Source organism: Streptomyces sp. SID4985 (genome assembly GCF_009863025.1).
Lineage (GTDB): Bacteria > Actinomycetota > Actinomycetes > Streptomycetales > Streptomycetaceae > Streptomyces.
On record NZ_WWIR01000527.1, the window covers coordinates 1 to 20,520 of the forward strand.

A 20,520-nucleotide genomic window follows, 5' to 3' on the forward strand; every position below is an offset into this window, starting at 1 on the left:
CAGCTCTCCGGCGGCCAGCAGCAGCGCGTCGCCGTCGCCCGCGCGCTGGCCTCCCAGCCGGACATCGTCTTCGGTGACGAGCCGACCGGAAACCTCGACTCCCGCTCGGGGGCCGAGGTGCTGGGCTTCCTGCGCAACTCCGTACGCGGGATGGGCCAGACCGTCGTCATGGTGACCCACGACCCGGTCGCGGCGGCGTACGCGGACCGCGTGATCTTCCTCGCCGACGGCCGGATCGTGGACGAGGTCCAGGACCCGACCGCCGACAAGGTCCTCGACCTCATGAAGCAGTTCGACGCGAAGGGCCGTACCAGCTGATGTTCCGCACCGCCCTGCGCAACGTCCTCGCGCACAAGGCCCGGCTCCTGATGACCGTGCTCGCCGTCATGCTCGGCGTGGCGTTCGTGTCCGGGACGCTGGTCTTCACCAACACCGTCTCCCAGGCCTTCCAGAACAGCTCCGCCAAGGGCTTCGACGGGGTCGACGTGGCCGTCACCCCCCGCCACCAGGCGTCCAGGGGAGACCAGGTCGGCCACAACCCCGAGCTGACCGAGGCCCTGCTCCAGAAGGCCGCGAAGACCCCGGGCGCCGAGTCCGCCACCGGTGTCGTCGGCGGCTTCACCGCCCTCGCCGGCAAGGACGGCAAGCTGGTCGGCGGCGGCTGGCAGTCCGCCGGCGGCAACTACTGGGGCACCGACGACCCCCGCTACCAGCTCGTCTCCGGGCGCGCCCCGCACGGCCCCGACGAGATCGCGCTCGACTCCAAGACCGCCGAGCGCGCCGGGTACAAGGTCGGCGACAAGGCCCGCCTCTCGGTCGACGGCCCGGTCCTCACCCCGCGCGTCAGCGGCATCTTCACCACCGACGACGGCAACGTGTCGGCGGGCGGCAGCCTCACCCTGTTCGACACGCCGACCGCGCAGACCCTGTTCGGCAAGAAGGGCACGTACGACGAGATCGACGTGAAGGCCGCGTCCGGCACGAGCCAGAGCGCGCTCAAGGCCGCCCTCGACAAGACGCTGCCGACCAAGCTCGTGGAGACCGCCACCGGCAAGCAGCTCGCGGACGACCAGGCCAAGCAGATCGCCGAGGGCATGAGCGGCCTGAAGCAGGTCCTGCTGGTGTTCGCCGGGATCGCGCTGTTCGTCGGCACGTTCATCATCGCCAACACCTTCACGATGCTGGTCGCCCAGCGCACCAAGGAGCTGGCCCTGCTGCGCGCGGTCGGCGCCTCCCGGGGCCAGGTGACCCGCTCGGTGCTGACCGAGGCGGCCGCCGTCGGCGTGGTCGCCGGTGTCGCCGGGCTCGCGGCCGGTGTGGGCATCGGCACCGGGCTGCGCTCCCTGCTCGGCACCTTCGGCGCCGAACTGCCCGACGGTCCGCTGGTGATCGCCCCGACCACGGTGGTGGCCGCCCTCGCCGTCGGTGTCGTCATCACCGTGCTCGCCGCCTGGCTGCCGAGCCGCCGGGCTGCGAAGATCCCGCCGGTGGCGGCGATGAACAGCGTCCACGCCAAGGCCACCACCAAGTCCCTGGTGCTGCGCAACACGCTGGGCGCGCTATTCGCCGGTGCCGGTGTCGCCGTGGTCCTCGCGGGCCGGACGATGAGCACCGACACCGGGCAGGGCGTGATGGGCCTGGGCGCCGTCCTGCTGATCATCGGCGTGTTCGTGCTGACCCCGCTGCTGTCGCGTCCGCTGATCGCGGCCGCCGCGCCCGCGCTGCGGATGTTCGGCATCTCCGGCAAGCTGGCCCGCCAGAACTCGGTGCGCAACCCGCGCCGTACGGCCGCCACGGCGTCCGCGCTGATGATCGGTCTGACCCTGATCACCGGCATGACGGTGATGGCGGGCAGCCTGCAGAAGTCGATCGACAAGATGGCGAGCGCCGCGATCAGCGCCGACTACGTCGTCTCGATGTCCACCCACGGCCCGCTCTCCCCCCAGGTGGCCGAGAAGATCGCCGCCGTCGACGGGGTCGCCGCGAGCAGTCCGCTGCGCAACGCGCCCTCCCGCATCGACGGCAAGACGGAGTTCCTGACCGGTGTGGACGGCCGCTCGATCAACGAGCTGACCAACCTGAAGACGGCCAAGGGCTCCTTCGCGGTGGGCGGCGACCGCATCGTCGTGGACGAGGACCGGGCGAAGGAGTACGGCTGGACGGCCGGCTCGCACGTCACCGTGCACTACGCCGACGGCAAGGCCGGGCAGCTGACGGTCGCCGGGGTCTACGAGAGCAACGCGATGCTCCGCGGCATCATGATCGACAACGCCACCCTCACCCCGCATCTGAGCGACCCGTCCGACATGCAGGTCATGGTGAAGATGAAGGACGGCGCCTCGGCGGCGGCCAAGGACCGCATCGAGAAGGCCCTCGGCTCCAACCCGGCGATCGCGGTCCAGGACAAGAAGGACATCTCCGACGGCGTCGCGAAGATCTTCACGTTCATGCTGAACCTGGTCTACGGCCTGCTCGGCATGGCGGTGATCGTCGCGGTCCTCGGTGTCATCAACACCCTGGCCATGTCGGTCTTCGAGCGCTCGCAGGAGATCGGGATGCTGCGCGCGATCGGCCTGGAGCGCCGGTCGGTCAAGCGGATGGTGCGCCTGGAGTCCCTGGTGATCTCCCTGTTCGGCGGCGTGCTCGGCATCGGTCTGGGCGTGTTCTTCGGCTGGGCGGCCGGTGCGCTGATCGGCGCGAAGATGCCGACCTACGAACTGGTGCTGCCCTGGGGCCGGATCGCGCTCTTCCTGTTCCTGGCCGCGCTGGTCGGCGTCCTGGCGGCGCTGTGGCCGGCCCGCCGGGCGGCCCGTCTCGACATGCTGACGGCGATCAAGGCCGAGTAGCGGCGAGTAGCAGCAAACAGCAGCGGGCAGCGGCTCGCGTACGGCCGAGGGGCCCCGTTCCGGACCGGAACGGGGCCCCTTCGCGTGCGGTCAGCCGTGCCAGGTACGCGGGCGGAGCGGGAGGCCCGAGGTGCCCGGCTCGGGGGTGCGGACGGCGAGGACCTGGTTGACGCCGATCCGGTTGCGCTCGAAGGCGAGCGCGGAGGCGGCCATGTACAGCAGCCAGACCCGGGCGCGGCCGTACCCGGCGAGCCGCACCGCACGCTCCCAGTCCGCCTCCAGTCGGGTGACCCAGGCCCGCAGGGTCAGGGCGTAGTGCTCGCGCAGCGCCTCCACGTCCCGCACCTCGAACCCGGCGCGCTCCAGCTGGGTGACGGTGGTGCCGACGGGGGCGAGTTCGCCGTCGGGGAAGACGTAGGCGTCGATGAACGCGTCCACCTCGTACGCCGATTCGTCGCGCTGCGGGCGGCGGGCGATCTGGTGGTTGAGCAGCCGTCCGCCGGGCTTGAGCAGGGCGTGCAGATCGCTCGCGTACTCCAGATAGCGGTCGGCGCCGACGTGCTCGGCCATGCCGATGGAGGAGATCGCGTCGTAGGGGCCGTCGCGCACGTCGCGGTAGTCCTGGACGCGGATCTCGACCCGGTCGGTCAGGCCCTCGTCGGCGACGCGCTTGCGGGCGTAGGCGGCCTGTTCCTGGGAGAGGGTGACGCCGACGACGCTCACGCCGTGCTCACGGGCGGCGTGGATGGCCATGGAGCCCCAGCCGCAGCCGACGTCGAGGAGCCGCTGACCGGGCTTCAGGCCGAGCTTGCGGCAGACCAGTTCGAGCTTGTCGCGCTGGGCGGACTCCAGGGTGCCGCCCGCTTCGAGGGCCTCCCAGTAGGCGCAGGAGTAGACCATGGACGGGCCGAGGACGATCTCGTAGAAGTCGTTGCCCACGTCGTAGTGGTGGCTGATGGCCCGCTTGTCGGTGCGCCGGGTGTGCAGATGGCGGCGGGGGCGGACCTCCTCGCGCGGCGGGGCCGGCGGCAGCGGGGGCCCGATCAGCCGCAGCAGGTCGCGTACGCCCGCCCGGACGGAGGGGTCGCGCAGCGCCTCGGCGAGGGTGCGGGAGTCGTCCCCGCGCTCCCAGATCGACCCGGCCACCGCGCCGAGGGCGCTGTACAGGTCGCCCTCGATGTCCAGGTCGCCGGAGACCCAGGCGCGGGCGAGTCCCAGCTCTCCGGGCTTGAACAGGATGCGGCGCAGCGCCCGGCGGTTGCGCACGACGATTACGGGAACGTTCGGCGGACCCGCCTGGGAACCGTCCCAGGCGCGGATACGCACCGGGAGCGGGGCTCCCAGCAACTGCTCGGCAACACTCACCAGTCGCGACGCGGCGTCGGCCATGGCGCACACCTCCAAGACGGCAATCCCGGATGTCCGTTACCACGTAAACGACCGGCTTACCCGGCGCAGTCCCGCAATGGAGTTACAACAGGGCAAAAGAGCGTAGGCCGCACGACGGCGGGAAACGCCGAAGGGCCCCCCGCACCACGGAGCGGGGAGGCCCTTCGGATGGAACTGGTGACCGGAGGTCAGGAGGCCTTGGCCTTCTCCTCGGTCTTGGCGGCGGCCGGAGCCGGGGCCGGCTTGGCGGCCTCGTAGAACTCCTCGCGCGGGTGCTCCATGGCGCCCAGCGAGACGACCTCGCGCTTGAGGAACATCGCGAGCGTCCAGTCCGCGAAGATACGGATCTTGCGGTTCCAGGTCGGCATCGCGAGACCGTGGTAGCCACGGTGCATGTACCAGGCGAGACGGCCCTTGAGCTTGATCTTCGTCTTGCCCAGGACGATCATCGCGACGCCCTTGTGCAGGCCGAGACCCGCGACGGCACCCTTGTTGGCGTGCTCGTACTCCTTCTGCGGGAAGCCCCGCATGCCGGAGACCACGTTGTCGCCGAGGACCTTGGCCTGGCGCAGCGCGTGCTGGGCGTTCGGCGGGCACCAGGCGTTCTCGTTGCCCGCCTTGCGGCCGACGAGGTCGGGAACCTGGGCGTTGTCACCGGCGGCCCAGATGTAGTCCGTGCCCTGCACCTGGAGGGTGGGCGCGCAGTCGACGTGACCGCGCGGGCCGAGCGGCAGGCCGTAGCGGGCCAGCGCCGGGTTGGGCTTGACGCCCGCGGTCCACACGATGGTGTCGGAGTCGACCTCGAGGCCGTTCTTCAGCACGACGTGGCCGTCGACGCAGGAGTCCATGGAGGTGGAGAGGTAGATCTCCACGCCCCGGCTCTCCAGGTGCTCCTTGCCGTACTGGCCGAGCTTCGGGCCGACCTCGGGAAGGATCTTGTCGGCGGCGTCAACCAGGATGAACCGCATGTCCTCGCGGGACACGTTCTTGTAGTACTTGGCGGCGTCGCGGACCATGTCCTCGACCTCGCCGATGGTCTCCGCGCCCGCGAAGCCACCACCGATGAAGACGAAGGTGAGCGCCTTGCGGCGGATCTCCTCGTCGTTCGTGGAGTCGGCCTTGTCCAGCTGCTCCAGGACGTGGTTGCGCAGGCCGATGGACTCCTCGATGCCCTTCATGCCGATGCCCTGCTCGGCGAGGCCGGGGATCGGGAAGGTGCGGGAGACCGCGCCGAGCGCAACGACCAGGTAGTCGAAGGGGAGTTCGTACGCCTCGCCCACGAGCGGGGCGATGGTCGCGACCTTGCGGTCCTGGTCGATGGTGGTGACCCGGCCGGTGAGGACCTCCGCCTTCGGCAGCACGCGTCGCAGCGGGACGACGACGTGCCGGGGCGAGATGTTGCCGGCGGCGGCTTCGGGCAGGAAGGGCTGGTAGGTCATGTACGACCGGGGGTCGACGACCGTGACGGTCGCCTCGCCGTAGCGCATCTTCTTGAGGATGCGCCGAGCTGCGTACAGGCCTACGTACCCACCGCCTACTACGAGGATCCTGGGACGCTCCGTGGTGCTCATGGCATCGAGTATCCACCTGCCTCGGAGGGGTAGCTCGTGCGCCCCTTCACAAGGTTGGAGAGGGCCTGTGTTATCCTCCGCCGCTCACGTGACGCAGATCATGTTCCGCACAGGGAACTCAAGGTCGTTCTGACCCGTTGTCAAGGCCGCGTGAGCTGGCCCTCCGGGTTCTCGACCCCCTCACGGATCACCTTCCGGAGACCCCTCGGACACCTCCGCGAAACACCCGCGCAACGCTCTCGTGAGCACCCTCCAAGGGCCGTTGAGCCCCCGAATGGGTCAATGTGGCCCCTTGCGTTGCCCCCGGGGGCCGAATTCCTTGTGAAGAACTTCACGAAGGTTTCCGGAGAAGGGTCGCGAAGCGGCGTGTCGGCCACCCCGCGACCCTGCTCATCCGTCGTACGGCCTGCTCAGCCGCTCGCTACCAGGCGGTAACGAGCCTTCTCCGCAAGGCCGTACGGACGCGGCCCCCGAGCGCCTACGCCAGCGACCACGCGATGCCGTCGAGGATGTCGTGCTCGCTGACGACGACCTCCTCGGCGCCGGTGCGCTCCATGAGGGCGAGCAGGACCAGCGCGCCCGCGCCGATGACGTCCACCCGGCCGGGGTGCATCGAGGGGATCTCGGCGCGCTCGGCGTGGGTGGAGGAGAGCAGCCACTCGGTGATCTGGCGGACGCGGCCGCGTGTCATGCGGGAGTGGTGGATGCGCGCGGAGTCGTACTCCGGCAGCTCCTGGTCGATCGCGGACACGGTGGTGACCGAACCGGCGAGACCCACCAGGGTGCGCGCCTCGCGCAGCGGGACGGTCTTCTCGGCGAGGTCCAGCGCGGCCTCGATGTCGGCCCGCATGGCGGCGACCTGCTCGGGCGTGGGCGGGTCGGTGACCTTGCCCTCCTCGATCAGATGGCGCTCGGTCATGCGTACGCAGCCCACGTCTACGGAGCGCGCGGCCCGCACCCGGTCCTCGCCGACGACGAACTCGGTGGAGCCGCCGCCGATGTCCACCACCAGGTAGGGCTGGGCGAAGCCGTCGCCGCCCGTCAGCTCCTTGGTGGCGCCGGTGAAGGAGAACTCGGCCTCCTGGTCACCGGAGATGACCTCGGGCTCGACACCGAGGATGTCCACGACACCGCGCGTGAACTCGTCGCGGTTCTCCGCGTCGCGGGAGGCGGAGGTCGCCACGAACCGCACCTTCTCGGCGCCGAGTTCGCGGATGACCCCGGCGTACTCGCGGCACGCGGCGAAGGTCCGCTCCAGCGCCTCGGGGGCGAGGCGGCCGGTGCGGTCGACGCCCTGGCCGAGGCGGACGATGGTCATGCGGCGGTCCAGCTCGCGCAGCTCGCCCGTCTCCGGGTTCACGTCGGTGATGAGCAGTCGGATGGAGTTGGTGCCGCAGTCGACGGCGGCGACACGGGTGAAGCCGTCGGCGGACCGCTGAGCAGCCCTCGCGGGCTCCTCGGTCGTCTCCGTGGCCGTCTCCTGGGCGGCCGCACCACACGCCCCGCCCTCCGGCGTCACGCACGGGCCCTTCGCCCACCACTCGGGCAGCATCGCGATCGCCTCGTCGCCCAGCGGGTTCACCCCGGGGCCCGCGGCCAGCGAGTGGGCCACGAGGACGTGCAGGCACTTGACCCGGTCGGGCATGCCGCCCGCGCTGGGGAAGCCCGCGAGGACCTCGATCTCGTCGCGGCGCCGGATGTAGTCCTCGTGCGCGGCGCGGTAGGCGGCGGCCAGCTCCGGGTCGGTCGTCAGCCGCTCGGTCATCTCCTTCATGACGCCGTTCGCCTCCAGCGTGCCGATCGCCGAGGCGGCGCGCGGGCACGTCAGGTAGTACGTCGTCGGGAAGGGGGTGCCGTCGGGCAGCCGGGGGGCCGTCTCCACGACGTCCGGCTGTCCGCAGGGGCAGCGGTGGGCGATGGCCCGCAGACCGCGCGGCGGGCGGCCGAGCTGCTGCTTGAATGCCTCCACGTCGGCTGCGGTGGGCTCGGTGCGCGGAGTGGGCGGCGGGGGCGTTTCCATGACTGCTTCCAGAGTGGCTTTCTGTGGGTCACCGGCGGATGCCGGTCACTGGTCGGAGGCGTCGGCCTTGTCGACGCCGTCCCAGACGTTCGCGTACCAGGGCCGGTGGGCGGCCCCCTTGTCGGCGCGGGACTGCTTGGCCGCGCCCGGGTCGATGACCACGTACCCGGTCTCGCCGGGCAGCACGTAGTGCAGCCTGCGCCGGATCTGCTGTTCGGCGTAGGCGTCGTCCTGCCAGCGCGCCTTGGTGTCGCGCAGTTCCTCGACGCGCGCGCGGGCCTGTTCCTGGCGGCGCTGGAGGTCGGCGATCTCGGCGCGCTGGGAGACGTACTGGCGCATCGGATAGGCGAGCGCGACGATCAGCGAGCACAGCACCAGGGCGAGCAGGGCGGCGCGGCCGGTGAGCCGGGAGCGGCGGGCCTGCCGCTTGGTCTGGGAGCGGTAGACGCGGGCGGCCGTCTGCTCGCCGAGCAGCCGCAGCCTGGTCGTGGTGGAGAAACGGTCCCGGTCCCTCGTGGCCATCTTCCCCGCCTCCCGTTCACGCGTACGTCCCCGGACACGGTACGGGACCGGGTCCGGGGACGTAGGACGACTGGCGGGAGCGGACTCCCGCGCGGACTCAGCCCTCGCGAGAGGGCCGAGCCTTTACGGCTGTGCTCAGCCCTTGAAGCGCGGGAAGGCGCTGCGGCCGGCGTAGACCGCGGCGTCGTCGAGGATCTCCTCGATGCGCAGGAGCTGGTTGTACTTGGCGACGCGCTCGGAGCGGGCCGGGGCGCCGGTCTTGATCTGGCCGCAGTTGGTGGCGACGGCGAGGTCGGCGATGGTGACGTCCTCGGTCTCACCGGAGCGGTGGGACATCATGCACTTGTAGCCGTTGCGCTGGGCCATCTCGACGGCGTCCAGGGTCTCGGTCAGCGAGCCGATCTGGTTGACCTTGACCAGCAGGGCGTTGGCGATGCCCTCCTCGATGCCACGGGCCAGGCGCTCGGGGTTGGTGACGAACAGGTCGTCACCGACGATCTGCACCTTGTCGCCGAGGCGGTCGGTGAGGACCTTCCAGCCGGCCCAGTCGTCCTCGAACAGCGGGTCCTCGATGGAGACCAGCGGGTAGGCCGCCACCAGCTCCTCGTAGTACTCCGTCATCTCGGCGGCGGAGCGCTCCTTGCCCTCGAAGAGGTACTTGCCGTCCTTGTAGAACTCGGACGCGGCGACGTCGAGCGCCAGGGCGACCTGCTCGCCGGGGACGTAACCGGCCTCCTGGATGGCCTCGATGATGAGGTCGAGGGCCTCGCGGTTGGAGCCGAGGTTCGGGGCGAAGCCGCCCTCGTCGCCGAGGCCGGTGGCCAGGCCCTTGCGCTTCAGGACCTTCTTGAGGGTGTGGTAGACCTCGGCGCCCCAGCGGACGGCCTCGGAGAAGGACTCCGCGCCGATCGGCGCGATCATGAACTCCTGGATGTCCACGTTGGAGTCGGCGTGCGAGCCGCCGTTCAGGATGTTCATCATCGGAACGGGCAGCAGGTGCGCGTTCGGGCCGCCCAGGTAGCGGAACAGCGGGAGGTCGCTGGCCTCGGAGGCGGCGTGGGCGACGGCGAGGGAGACGCCGAGGATGGCGTTGGCGCCGAGCGAGCCCTTGTTGTCGGTGGCGTCCAGGTCGAACATGGCCTGGTCGATCAGGCGCTGCTCGGTGGCGTCGTAGCCGACGAGCTCCGGGCCGATCTGCTCGATGACGGCGAGGACGGCCTTCTCGACACCCTTGCCCATGTAGCGGTTGGGGTCACCGTCACGAAGCTCGATGGCCTCGAAGGCACCGGTGGAGGCACCGGACGGAACGGCGGCACGACCCGTGCTGCCGTCGTCGAGGCCGACCTCGACCTCGACCGTGGGGTTGCCTCGGGAGTCCAGGATTTCCCGGGCTACGACGACGTCGATGGACGGCACGAGCATCTCCTTCTTGGATGTGACGCTGAGATGTGCGGGGCGTGTGCCTTGCGGCACGGCCTTGCGACTAGAGCCTAACCGTCCCCGGGGTGTCGGCCGTCGACCGACCGTCCCGTGGACAGGGAGACCGTACTCATTGTTCACGCCCGGAACAAAGGGGGTTCGGGGGGTCTGGCCAGGGCGGTGGTGCGGGGCGCCGCGGGTACGGGCCCCCGGGGCGTCCCACGGAGCCGCAGAACCCCGCTCCGGCGCGTACGGGGGAACACGCGCCGGGGCGGGGCCCGGTGGGGGGAGGGGGCTCACCGCGGCCGTGTGTGTGGGGCGGCGCGGGTGAGCGGGTACGGGGGGCGCCGCCCGACGAGCGGGCGGCGCGGGGCCGCTACTTCAGGTGCAGCATCTGGCCCGGGTAGATGAGGTCGGCCTTCTGGACGATGTCCTTGTTGAGGTCGAACAGCTTCTTCCAGCCGCCCTTGACGTGGTGCTTCGTGGCGATGGTGCTGAGCGTGTCGCCCTTGACGACCTTGTACTCGCCGTCGCCCTTCTTGACCTTCTGGCCGGTCGGGGTGGTGACGGTCGCGGCCGGACGGTTCGCGGAGCGCGAGGCCGTCTCCGGGGCGGTGGCGCGCGCGGCGGCGTCCGCCGTGGCCTTGGCGGCGTCGGTGGTGGTCGTCGCCGTGGTGGACGGGGTGCTCGCGGCGGTGGAGCTGTACGGCGTGCTGGACAGGCCCGTGCCGCAGACCGGCCAGGCGCCCTTGCCCTGGGCGGCGAGGACCTTCTCCGCGATGGTGATCTGCTGGTCCTTGGTGGCCTTGTCGGCCGTGGCGGCGTACTGCGCGCCGCCGTACGCCGCCCAGGTGGCGGCGGAGAACTGGAGGCCGCCGTAGTAGCCGTTGCCGGTGTTGATGGCCCAGTTGCCGCCGGACTCGCACTGGGCGACGGCGTCCCACTCGGAGGCGGTGGCGGCGGAGGCGTTGCCGGCCGCCATCAGCGGACCGGCGATCGCGGCGCCGGCGACACCGGCGAGCGCGAGGGTGCGGACGGCCTTGGCCGGGCGACGGTGCGTGCCCTTGCTGGAAAACAGCATGGTCGATCCCCTCACCGACGCCTGCGAGGTGAGCTGTCGGGTTCGGGCCGGTTGAGTTGCCCGGCCACCCTCCCCGTCGTGGAGGGGGTGGCTTCACCCCAAGCCCGTCCCGGTGTCAGCCACCGGTCAGGGCACTTACCTTGGTTCCCCCGCTCCTGCCTGCGGCGCTTGACGCGTCGACTGTTCCCGGGTGACCGCTGGCAGGATTCGGCGTTCCGGTCATCGGGGCTCGTGGTGACGAGCGGACCGACCGTAGACAGGGACACAGGGGAATTTCAAAGACGATCAGGGCCTCTGAGACTCATCCCACACTTTCACCAATTCGGACATACAGCCAGAAGAGGGACGTCAATCCCGTCCCGAATCGGGCTACTTGCCGTCCGTCCCGCCGGGCACCTTGAGCGTCTGACCAAGGACAAGGGCGTTCGGGTCGCCGCCGACGGCCTTCTTGTTCGCGGAGTAGAGCGCCTGCCAGCCGCCGTCGACACCAAGGGAGTCGGCGATGGACTCCAGCGTGTCGCCCTCGTGGATGGTGTATGTGGTCGCGGAGGGCAGGGCGTGGCGCCCGGCGTTGTCCGCCTTCTGACCGCTCGTCACGTCCTCGGCCGCGCTGCCGCCGCGGTGGCGGCCGCCACCGGAGAGCGAGCCGGTGTCGACGAGGCTCCAGGAGCCGCCGTCCTGCCAGGCGTCGTCCGACGCCTCGGACGCCGGGACGGAGTAGTCGCCGGAGGTGCCCGGGTCGTCGACCTGGGCGGAGGCGCCGGACTTGGCACCCTTGTCCTGGCCGGAGCCCTTGGCGTCCGCGTCCTTGTCCTTGCCCTTGTCGTCGGACGGCTTGGCCGACGGGTCGGCGGTGGAGCCGGCCGAGGCCGAAGCGGAGGGCGAGTCCGAGGGCTTGGCCGACTCGGACGAGTCGGACTTACCGGCGGAATCCGACGCGGAAGGCGAGGCGGCGTCCTTGCCGTCCGGGGAACCGGCGCTCGGGGACGCGGTGTCCGCGACACCCGTGTCCACGTTCAGCGAGGCGGAGTCGGAGGTCAGACCGGCCGTCAGGGCGCAGGTCGCCCAGTGGGTGGTGCCCTGCTCGGCGAGGATCTTCTCGGCGACGGAGATCTGCTGCGAGCGGCTGGCCAGGTCGGCGGTGGCCGCGTACTGGCTGCCGCCGAACTTGTCCCAGTCGTCCTGCGAGATCTGGAGGCCGCCGTAGTAGCCGTTGCCGGTGTTGGCGCTCCAGGAGCCGCCGCTTTCGCACTCGGCCACCTTGTCCCAGGTGGTGCCGTCGGCCGCGTGGGCGCTCGCCGCGCCGAGGAGCGGGATCGCGATGGCGGAGGTGGTCACACCGGCCGCGACGAGGAGCGCCGGAGCCTGGCGGGGGCGACGGTGACGACCGTTCCCGGAGAGCATACGGGGGCCTTTCGTACGACAGCAGTACGGCGTGGCGAGTGGTGCTCGGCGCCACACTGATGGGTGAACGTATAGGCAGACGATCGCTTGTCACAAGTTCATGCCGCACAGATCACGTGAAGATCACATCGTTGAGTGTCCGTCATGTTCCTGTTTGCCGGTGCGCGTTCCGTGGGTACAGGTGAGGGACCGTGCGTCCGGTCGCGCTCACTCGTGCGCCTTCCCGACCGGGGTGAACTCCACCGGGAGCGTGCGCAGTCCCCGCATGATGAGCCCGCCCCGCCAGCGCAGTTCGGCCGGTTCGACGGCGAGTCTCAGGTCGGGCAGGCGGGTGAAGAGGGTGGCCAGCGCGGCTTGTCCCTCCAGGCGGGCGAGCGGGGCGCCCAGGCAGTAGTGGATGCCGTGGCCGTAGCCGAGGTGCTGGTTGTCGGCGCGGCCGAGGTCCAGCACGTCGGGGTCGGGGAACCGCGCGGGGTCGCGGTCCGCCGCCGCCAGCACCACCAGCACCGGGTCTCCGGCGGCGATCTCCTGCCCGCCGAGGGTGAGCGGCTCGGTGGCGAACCGCCAGGTGGCCAGCTCCACCGGGCCGTCGTAGCGCAGGAGTTCCTCCACCCCGGTCTGGAGCAGGCCGGTCTCCCCGGCGGCCAGGGAGCGCTGGAGGCGGGCGCGCTCCTCCGGGTGGGTGAGCAGGGCGAAGGTGCCGTTGCCGATGAGGTTGACGGTGGTCTCGAACCCGGCGAACAGCAGGATGAACGCCATGGCCGCGGCCTCGTTCTCGGTGAGGTGCTCACCGTGGTCCGAGGCGCGGATGAGACCCGAGATCAGGTCCTCGCCGGGGGCGGGTTCGGCGGGCAGCGCGGCCCGCTTGCGGTGGATCAGCTCGGCCAGATAGCCGCGCATCTTCTTGACCGACCGCGCGACACCGCCTCGGGGGCCGCCCCCGTGACGGATCATCATGCCCGCCCAGTCCCGGAAGTCGTCCTGGTCCTCGCGGGGGACGCCGAGCAGGTCGCAGATGGCGTAGATGGGCAGCGGGAAGGCGAAGTCGTGGATGAGGTCGGCGGAGCCCTTCGCGGCGAAGGCACCGATGAGGTCGTCCGTCAGCTGCTGCACCCGGGGGGCGAACTCGGCCACCCGGCGCGGGGTGAACGCCTTGCTGACCAGCCGGCGCAGCCGGGTGTGGTCCGGCGGGTCGATGTTCAGCAGGTGCGTCATCAGGTCCGCCTTGCGCTCGCCGGGGATGCCGGTCTTCCCCTTGGCGTGCGCGGGCTCGTCGTGATGCGCCGGGTTCTTGCTGAGCCGCGCGTCGGCGAGCGCCTGCCGGGCATCGGCGTACCGCGTGACCAGCCAGGCCTCCACCCCGCTGGGCAGCCTGGTCCGGTGCACGGGCGCGTGCTCGCGCAGCCAGGCGTAGGCGGGGTAGGGGTCGGTGGCGAACTCCCAGGTGAAGAGGTCGGGGGCGGGCTCGCCGGGACGGTCGGAGGAGGGCTGATCGGTCACAGGTCGACGGTATCCCGGGGGCGGGGAGAGGCACCCGGCCAGGCCCTTCGCCGGGCGGTGCCCGAACCGGTTCGCTAGGCGGTGCCTGAACCGTTCTCCTCCGCCGTACGTATCGCATCCCGGTAGACCCGTGCGGCGGCTCGCAGTGCCGTCTCGGGGTCGACCCCCTCGGACTCGGCGCGGGCGGCCAGGGCCAGGAGTTCGTAGCCGATGCCGTCGCCCTGGGGAAGGGGGACGTCCAGGTGGGCGGTGCGGGCTCGGGAGGCGAGCTTGGCGGCCAGCGCGAGGCCGGGCTGGCCGAGCGGGACTCCCTCGGTCACCGAGGTGCGCCGCTTCTCCTCGGCCTTGGTGCGCAGCCAGTGCTTCTTGACGTCCTCCGGAGTCTCGGCCGTCTCGTCGCCGAAGACGTGCGGGTGGCGGTGGATGAGCTTGGTGACGATGCCCCCGGCGACGTCGTCGATGTCGAACGGGGCGTCCGGGTCCTCGGCGGCGATGCGGGAGTGGAAGACGACCTGGAGCAGCACGTCGCCCAGCTCCTCCCGCAGCTCCTCGCGGTCGCCCGCCTCGATCGCCTCGACGAGTTCGTACGCCTCCTCGATGCCGTACTTGGCCAGGCCCTCGTGGGTCTGCCGGGAGGACCAGGGGCACTCGGCGCGGATGCGGTCCATGACCTGCACGAGGTCGAGGAGCCGGGCACCCGGCAGGTCGTAGGAGGCGGGCAGCAGCTCCAGGTCGGGCATCCGCGTCCGGCCGGAACCGGCCAGGCGGGCCAGCCCGTCGGTGAGGGCGGGCTCGCCCTCACCCGTGGCCACGACCACCACCGTGCGGCCGCCCGCGCAGGCACCGACCAGCTCCTCGGCGGTCGGGGCCGCCTCCGACACCGCTATCCCGGCCTCCCGCAGATACGGCACCTGCGGGTGCGCGCCGTCGGCGCACAGCACGGCGTCCGCGGCGTGCAGGGCCTGCCAGGCGGGCCAGGACAGCAGGCCGGGCGCGACACGGTGGCTGGTGGTGAGCAGGACGATGCGGCCGGGGGCGGCTTCGGTGCTGGTTGCGTTCACGATCCGAACGTAACCCACGGTGCGGAGGGGCGTCGCGAGTTGTCCACAGGGGGTGGGGAGTCCTGTGATCGTAGGACCGCAGCCACTGCCGCAGCCGCCGCGCGACGCCGGGCCGCCTATCTCGCTAGGCCGACTGCGCCGCCGACGCTTCCTTCACCCACGGCGTCCTGACGTCCACCCGGCTGCTCTTGTTCGCGTCCCAGGTGCCGTAGCGCGGGTTGACGTCGATGCGCAGCTTCTTCGACGCCTCCGACAGGGTCTTCCAGAAGGCGGGCTGGGTGGTGTCGGTGCCGAGCTTCGCCGCGAGCTTCTGGGCCTCGATCTGGAGGCGGAGGTTGTCGTCGAGGCGCTCGGGGGCGATGCCGTACTTCTGGAGCCAGACCGCCTCCAGGCCCTTGGCGCCGCCCGCCTGCTGTTCGAGGCCGGAGCGCAGCTTCTGGACCTCCTTGCGGGAGACGGTGACGCCCGCGTCGTGCGCGGCCCGGGCCAGCACCTGGTCGAGGACCATGGTGTGCAGGGTGTCGCGGGTGAGGCTGCCGTTGGAGGCGAGGACCTGCTGGTACTGCGTCTCGTCGGGCGACGCGGCCCGCTGCGCCGCGCGCACCTCGTTCACCCGGCTCTCCAGCTGGGCGACGGTGATGCGCTGCCCGCCGACGACCGCCGCCGCGCCCGGGTGGGCGTCGCTCCCGCAGGCGGTGAGGAGGGGGGCCGCGGCGACGATCGCGGCGGAGAGGACGAACGCGGAGCGACGGCGGTGCAAGGGGACCTCCTGAGGAGTTTGTGCGGCGGTGCACAAGGTCTTGCGGTGATCGATGGTAGGCAGCCGATCTGCTCCGGCCAACCCATCGGACCAACGATTCACCACGAGTTCGGGCACCGCCGCGTCACTCCGGCGGGGGTGTCAGCCGGTGATGGCCACCGGCGCGTCCCAGGCGTCGCGGTCCACGGTGAGCGTCACGCCGCCGCGCGTCTCCTTGCTGTTCACCATGAACTGGTGGGCCCGGCTGTGGTCGGTGAACTGCTTCGCGCCCCAGGGCCAGTCGGTCGTGGTGGTGTTCTTCTGGTCCCACAGCGCGTACCAGAGGTTGCCCGGCAGGTCGGTCTTGTCGGTCGCGGTGGCGATCGCCTTGGCGCTGGAGCTGGTGAAGCCGTAGTAGCCCGCGCGGTAGATCTTGGCGCGCAGGCCCTTGTCGAAGGAGCGCACATAGGTGAGCACGGCGTTGTTGCACGCCGTGTTCGCCGTGTCGTACGGCTCCATGTCCAAATAGATCGCGCTGCCCGCCTTCATGCCGAGCGCGGACGCCTTGGCCACGGCGTCCTTGGCGTCGGCCGCGCCGAGGGAGGCGGCGTTGGCGGCCGTCATCTTCTCGGGGTTGGAGCCGGTCTGGCAGGACGGCTGGGCGCCGACGTAGATCGGTATGAGCTTCCAGCCGAGCGCGCTGACCGACTTCACCCAGGAGGCGGTCAGGTTGGGCTGGGCGCAGCCGCGGTTCTTGCCGCCCACGTAGACGGCGGCGGCGCCGTAGTAACCGGTGTGCCACGCCTTCATGGCGGACAGCGAGGGCGCGGTGCAGGTGTCGAACGCCAGCCCCGTGAACGTCTTCTGCGCGGGCCAGGCCGTCGCGGCCATGGACGACGTGGCCGCCACTCCGGCTCCCGCCACGACGGCGGCGCCGGCCGTCGCCCACGCGATGTATCGGACCTTCTTCGACTGCCGGTGTCCGGCCATCCCCACCCCTGTGTTCGAAACCATGAACGAAACCGTGAACGAAACGAAAGGACGCGTCGGCGTCCGCAGCGGGCAACGTAATCGACGGCACATCTGTGCGAGAAAACGGAAACCCCGCGATTGTCCATGATTATTACCAGGACATGCCATGAGTCGGGAAAATGCCGGGGCGTCCGGGACATCTCCGCAGGCGGGAAGGCGCGTTCAGCCCCGCATCTGGCCCAGCCACTGCAGGGTGCGCCGGAGGTCGGCGGCCAGCGGGTGGCCCATGCCGTGCACCCGCTCCACGTCCATCAGAAGCCGCGCCAGCATGTCGTGCGCGGCCGGGCGGTCGCCGAGGGCGAGCAGCAGATGGCCGATGCGGCGGCGGACGTCGTGGGCGAGCTGGGGGTCGCCGGAGACGTACCGGTTCTCGTAGTACGGCAGCAGCGCGCGGTACTCCGCGAGCGCGGCCGCCGGTTCGCCCAGCTGCTCCAGGCACTGCGCGGCCTCGTAGCGGTGGCGCAGGGACTGCGGGTCGGCCTGGCCCGCCTCGGCGGCGCGTTCGTCGGCGAGGCGGCGCAGTTCGGGCAGCGCGCGCCGGTACTGGCCGTCGTCCAGAAGCGTGGCCGCGTACTGCTTGCGCAGGGTGCGCACGACCGGGGAGTGCTCGCCGTGCTGGTCGGCGGCGGCGGGCAGGATCGCGCCGAGGATGTCGACGGCCTGGGTGATGCGCCCCTCCCCCAGCAGCCGCTTGACCTCGTCCACGGCCGCCGCCACGTCCGGCTTGTCGTCCACCGGCGGTGCCGGGGCGACCGGCGCGGGCTGCGGTGCCGGGATGCGGGCGCGGTCCGGCCAGGGGGCGTGCGGGCGCAGGAAGGGGCGCGTGGGGTCGAGCGGCGCACCGGTGGGGGTGCCGCGCGCGGGCAGCAGCGGCACCAGCTCCTCGTACACCTCCTGCGCGGAGGCGGGACGGTTCTGCGGGTCCTTCGCGAGCAGCCGCAGCACCAGCCGCTCCAGCGGCTCCGGCACCTCGGGGCGCAGCCTGCGCACCGGGAGCGGCGGCTCGTACAGATGCCGGTGCAGCACCCCGAGCGCGGTGGAACCGGCGAACGGCACCTCCCCGCTGAGCAGTTCGTGCAGCAGCACCCCGAGCGCGTACAGGTCGGTGTACGGGCCGACCGCGCCGCCCATCGCCTGCTCGGGCGCCATGTAGGCGGGCGAACCGATCGGGGAGCCGGTGTGCGTGAGGCGGGTGGTGTCGGTGTCCATGACCGAGGCCACGCCCAGGTCGAGGACGGTGACCGTGCCGTCCTGCTTCACCATCACATTGCGCGGCTTGAGGTCGCGGTGCACGATCGGCACCGCGTGCACCGCGCTCAGCACGGCGCAGAGCTGCGCGGCGACCGTGGCCGCCCACTGCCACGGGTACGGGTCGTGCTCCGCGAGATGGTCGGAGAGGTCGGCGCCGTCCACGTACTGCATGACGAGGAAGAGCTCGTCGCCCTCGCTGCCCGCGTCGTGCACGGTGACCAGACCGGGGTGGTCGACCTGCGCGGTCACCCGGCACTCGCGCAGGAACCGGCGGCGCAGCTCGTCCGCCTCCTGCCCGGCCACCCTGTCGGGGCGCAGCAGCTTCACCGCCACACGCCGGTCCAGCCGCCGGTCGTACGCCGTCCAGACCTGGCCCATGCCGCCCTGGCCGATCAGCGTGGCCAGTTCGTACCGGTCCGCGACGACCCGTCCCTGTGTCACCGTCACCGTCCGCCCTCGCGGCCGTCGTGCTTGCGCAGATAGTCGCTCAGCTCGTCCAGTTCGGCGCGCACCTGGTCGATGTGGCGGGGCACCGGGCGCTGCTGCGGCGCCGGAACGGGCGGCGGGGGCACGGCGGTTGAGGGCAACGCGGTCGGGGGTACGGCGGTCGGGGGCATCGGGGCCGGGACGTACGGCGGCTGCGGCAGACCCGGCGTGCTCGTCGCGGTGAACGGCGGCGGCACGGGCCGCGCGTACGACGCGTAGCCCGGCATCATCGACAGGTGCCCGGCGTGGGCCTGGCGGAGGTGGCTGAAGTGGCGTATGTCCGCCTGGAGGTAATAACCGGCGCAGACAACGGCGTTCAGCAACAGGATGATCATGCCCGCGTTGCCGTTCGGGGTGCTGAAGTCCTTGGTGTTGTCGGTGCTGAGGAGGGCGAAGCTGACACAGAGCACCAGCACCGATCCCGCGAAGAACAGCCACTCGGCACGCCTGCGCGTCACGATCGCCGCGCGGAGCGGCGCCACCCACGCCAGGAATCCGATGCTGAGCAGCGCCACGGCCACGAAGAGCACCCGCAGCACGACCAGCACCCCGGTCGAGGGTGGCTGCGGGCTGGGCGGCGCGTAGCCGGAGCCGTGCATAGCTGCTCCTGGGGCCTGTTGGTGGACGACGTGTGTGCCGGATCCGAGCGTATAGGCCGCTGGTGACAACCGGTCCCGGGTCTACCGAACCGTTGTCCCGCCGTTCGGCGCGGTACGGCGCCCCGGACGGTCTCAGTCCGGGGCCACCGTGCCGTCCGTGAGCCCGTCGTACATCCCGCGCACGAGCTGTTCCCCGAACCGGCTCGCGTGGCGCAGCGCCCGCTCGAACTCGTCCAGCGCCCGGAACCGCGCGCCGTAGCGCCGCTGTTCGTCCAGGGAGAGCCGGGGGAGCTGCAGTCGGCGCACGTCAAGGCGGGTCGCGGTGGAGGCGTAGCTGCTGGCCTGCCGGTTGTTGGCGGTTCCGCGCAGGAACCCGGCGAGGAACCACGGGTCCAGTGCCGCGCGGTCGGGGCGCAGCAGCACGAGGTTGCGCCCGAGGGCGGCGCCTCCCGTCGTCCCGTCGATCACGCGCGCCACCGAGCCGCCGCCGAGCACCGGCACGACGACGTCGCCCGGCTCGGTCAGCACCGCCTCCTCGCCGCTCTCGGGGAGCGTGCCCGAGGGCGCGGTACCGGCGAGCACGTCGTGGTCGGTGAGCACGGGCACGCGCGCGTGACCGCCGTTGCCGCCGGTACGCAGCAACAGCGCGCCACCGCGCGCGAGTTCACCGACGGTGGTGAGCGGCCAGCGCGCGGGCGGGGCCGGGTCGGCGGGGGGCGGGGTGAGGTCGGCGGTCAGGCGCAGGGTCTCGCTGAGGCGCTCGCGCACCGCCGTGAGCTGCTCCGCGCCGTCGGCACCGGCGTCCGGCGGCAGATGGCGCGCGGGAGCGAGGTCCACGTCGTCGTCGAGGAGTTCGATCACCGGCAGTGAACGGGCCAGCCCCGGCCGGTCCTCCAGCCGTCCCGCGCGCGTGAAGGCACGCCAGGCGTCGAGGACGGCGTCCCGCACCGCAGCCCAGTCGGGGCCGCCCCGGCTCTCCCCGGCGAACCTGCCCGTGTCCATGAGCAGCACCTCGGGCGTCACCGGCGTACGGCCGGGCCGGCGCAACACCCACACGTGCAACGGGATGTTGTACGGCGGCGCCGCACCGACCGGCAGCGCGATCACGGCCCGCAGCACGCCCCGGCGCAGCAGGTCGGCGCGGATACGGCGCCCGGAACGGCGGGACGCGGCGGCCGGCGGCATCAGCAGCACCGCCGTGCCGTCGTCGGTGAGCCGCGCCAGCGCGTGCTGCACCCAGGCCAGCTCGGACTCGGTGCGCGCCGGGAAGCCGTACTCCCAGCGCGGGTCGTACGCCAGCTCGTCGTGGCCCCAGTTGCGCTCGTTGAACGGCGGGTGGCACAGCACGGCGTCGGCGCGCAGCTCCGGGAAGGCGTCGGCGCGCAGGGTGTCGCCGACCGCGGCGCGCACCGCGGCCCGCGAGTGCAGCGCGAGCCGCAGCGCGGTCACCGCGGCGAGGTCGGGGGCGCTGTCCTGGGCATACAGCTCCTGGCCGGGGCGGACGTCCACGGCACGCAGCAGGGCGCCGGTGCCGCAGGCCGGGTCGAGGACCGTGCGGGCGGGTCCGGCGAGCTCGGCCATGAGTCCGGCGAGTTCGGTC

16 protein-coding genes, 1 pseudogene and 1 riboswitch are annotated in these 20,520 nt (G+C 71.7%); of the genes and pseudogenes, 2 read left to right on the plus strand and 15 right to left on the minus strand.

Translation table 11 applies throughout. The annotated features are described in order from the left end of the window. Together GTW40_RS22850 and GTW40_RS22855 are read left to right on the plus strand one after the other, a co-directional pair. The coding region (locus GTW40_RS22850; protein WP_161182060.1) for an ATP-binding cassette domain-containing protein at positions 1-318 on the plus strand (318 nt) is incomplete at its 5' end. Then, entirely contained in the window at positions 318-2,846 is a 2,529-nt protein-coding gene (locus GTW40_RS22855; RefSeq protein WP_161182061.1) for an ABC transporter permease, read from the plus strand. The genes GTW40_RS22850 and GTW40_RS22855, both read left to right, overlap by 1 nt. 90 nt (positions 2,847-2,936) lie before the next feature. On the opposite strand, the gene GTW40_RS22860 is transcribed toward GTW40_RS22855, so the two are convergent. The 15 genes and pseudogenes from GTW40_RS22860 to GTW40_RS22925 form a co-directional block, all read right to left on the minus strand. After that, complete coding sequence (locus tag GTW40_RS22860; protein ID WP_161182062.1) at positions 2,937-4,235, minus strand: cyclopropane-fatty-acyl-phospholipid synthase family protein; 1,299 nt, start codon at positions 4,233-4,235, stop codon at positions 2,937-2,939. Between the two features lie 188 nt (positions 4,236-4,423). After that, positions 4,424-5,806, minus strand: coding sequence for an NAD(P)/FAD-dependent oxidoreductase (locus tag GTW40_RS22865; protein ID WP_161182063.1), 1,383 nt, complete (start codon positions 5,804-5,806; stop codon positions 4,424-4,426). 478 nt (positions 5,807-6,284) lie between these two features. Beyond that, positions 6,285-7,187 carry a Ppx/GppA phosphatase family protein gene (locus GTW40_RS33285; protein WP_343245765.1) on the minus strand — a complete coding sequence of 301 codons (903 nt, stop codon included), beginning with the start codon at positions 7,185-7,187 and terminating at the stop codon, positions 6,285-6,287. A gap of 189 nt (positions 7,188-7,376) precedes the next feature. Further along, positions 7,377-7,826: pseudogene (locus GTW40_RS33290) on the minus strand (DUF501 domain-containing protein); the annotation flags it as partial. Positions 7,827-7,871: 45 nt separating this feature from the next. Beyond that, a complete protein-coding gene (locus GTW40_RS22875; RefSeq protein WP_161182065.1) occupies positions 7,872-8,348 on the minus strand; it encodes a septum formation initiator family protein in 477 nt (158 codons plus the stop codon). A gap of 135 nt (positions 8,349-8,483) precedes the next feature. Then, complete coding sequence (gene eno / locus GTW40_RS22880) at positions 8,484-9,770, minus strand: phosphopyruvate hydratase (protein ID WP_161182066.1); 1,287 nt, start codon at positions 9,768-9,770, stop codon at positions 8,484-8,486. 373 nt (positions 9,771-10,143) lie between these two features. Continuing rightward, positions 10,144-10,848 carry a transglycosylase family protein gene (locus GTW40_RS22885; protein WP_161182067.1) on the minus strand — a complete coding sequence of 235 codons (705 nt, stop codon included), beginning with the start codon at positions 10,846-10,848 and terminating at the stop codon, positions 10,144-10,146. A gap of 3 nt (positions 10,849-10,851) precedes the next feature. Then, positions 10,852-11,025: riboswitch (cyclic di-AMP (ydaO/yuaA leader) on the minus strand. A gap of 192 nt (positions 11,026-11,217) precedes the next feature. Beyond that, positions 11,218-12,252 (minus strand): transglycosylase family protein, encoded by a 1,035-nt coding sequence (locus GTW40_RS22890; protein WP_161182068.1) that lies wholly within the window; start codon positions 12,250-12,252, stop codon positions 11,218-11,220. 207 nt (positions 12,253-12,459) lie between these two features. Continuing rightward, entirely contained in the window at positions 12,460-13,752 is a 1,293-nt protein-coding gene (locus GTW40_RS22895) for a cytochrome P450 (protein WP_161182069.1), read from the minus strand. Positions 13,753-13,826: 74 nt separating this feature from the next. After that, the gene (locus tag GTW40_RS22900; protein ID WP_161182070.1) at positions 13,827-14,813 is read right to left on the minus strand and encodes a nucleoside triphosphate pyrophosphohydrolase; all 987 of its coding nucleotides are present in this window, start codon (positions 14,811-14,813) and stop codon (positions 13,827-13,829) included. 124 nt (positions 14,814-14,937) lie between these two features. Continuing rightward, entirely contained in the window at positions 14,938-15,573 is a 636-nt protein-coding gene (locus tag GTW40_RS22905; protein ID WP_161182071.1) for a SurA N-terminal domain-containing protein, read from the minus strand. Between the two features lie 141 nt (positions 15,574-15,714). Beyond that, entirely contained in the window at positions 15,715-16,542 is an 828-nt protein-coding gene (locus GTW40_RS22910; RefSeq protein ID WP_161182075.1) for a glycoside hydrolase domain-containing protein, read from the minus strand. A 204-nt stretch (positions 16,543-16,746) separates the two neighbouring features. Then, positions 16,747-18,240 carry a serine/threonine-protein kinase gene (locus tag GTW40_RS22915; protein ID WP_202486293.1) on the minus strand — a complete coding sequence of 498 codons (1,494 nt, stop codon included), beginning with the start codon at positions 18,238-18,240 and terminating at the stop codon, positions 16,747-16,749. 38 nt (positions 18,241-18,278) lie between these two features. Next, positions 18,279-18,920, minus strand: a complete 642-nt coding sequence (locus GTW40_RS22920; RefSeq protein WP_161182073.1) for a hypothetical protein — start codon at positions 18,918-18,920, stop codon at positions 18,279-18,281. 132 nt (positions 18,921-19,052) lie between these two features. Beyond that, positions 19,053-20,520, minus strand: a 1,468-nt coding sequence (locus GTW40_RS22925) for an N-6 DNA methylase (RefSeq protein WP_161182074.1), incomplete at its 5' end; no start/stop codon positions are given.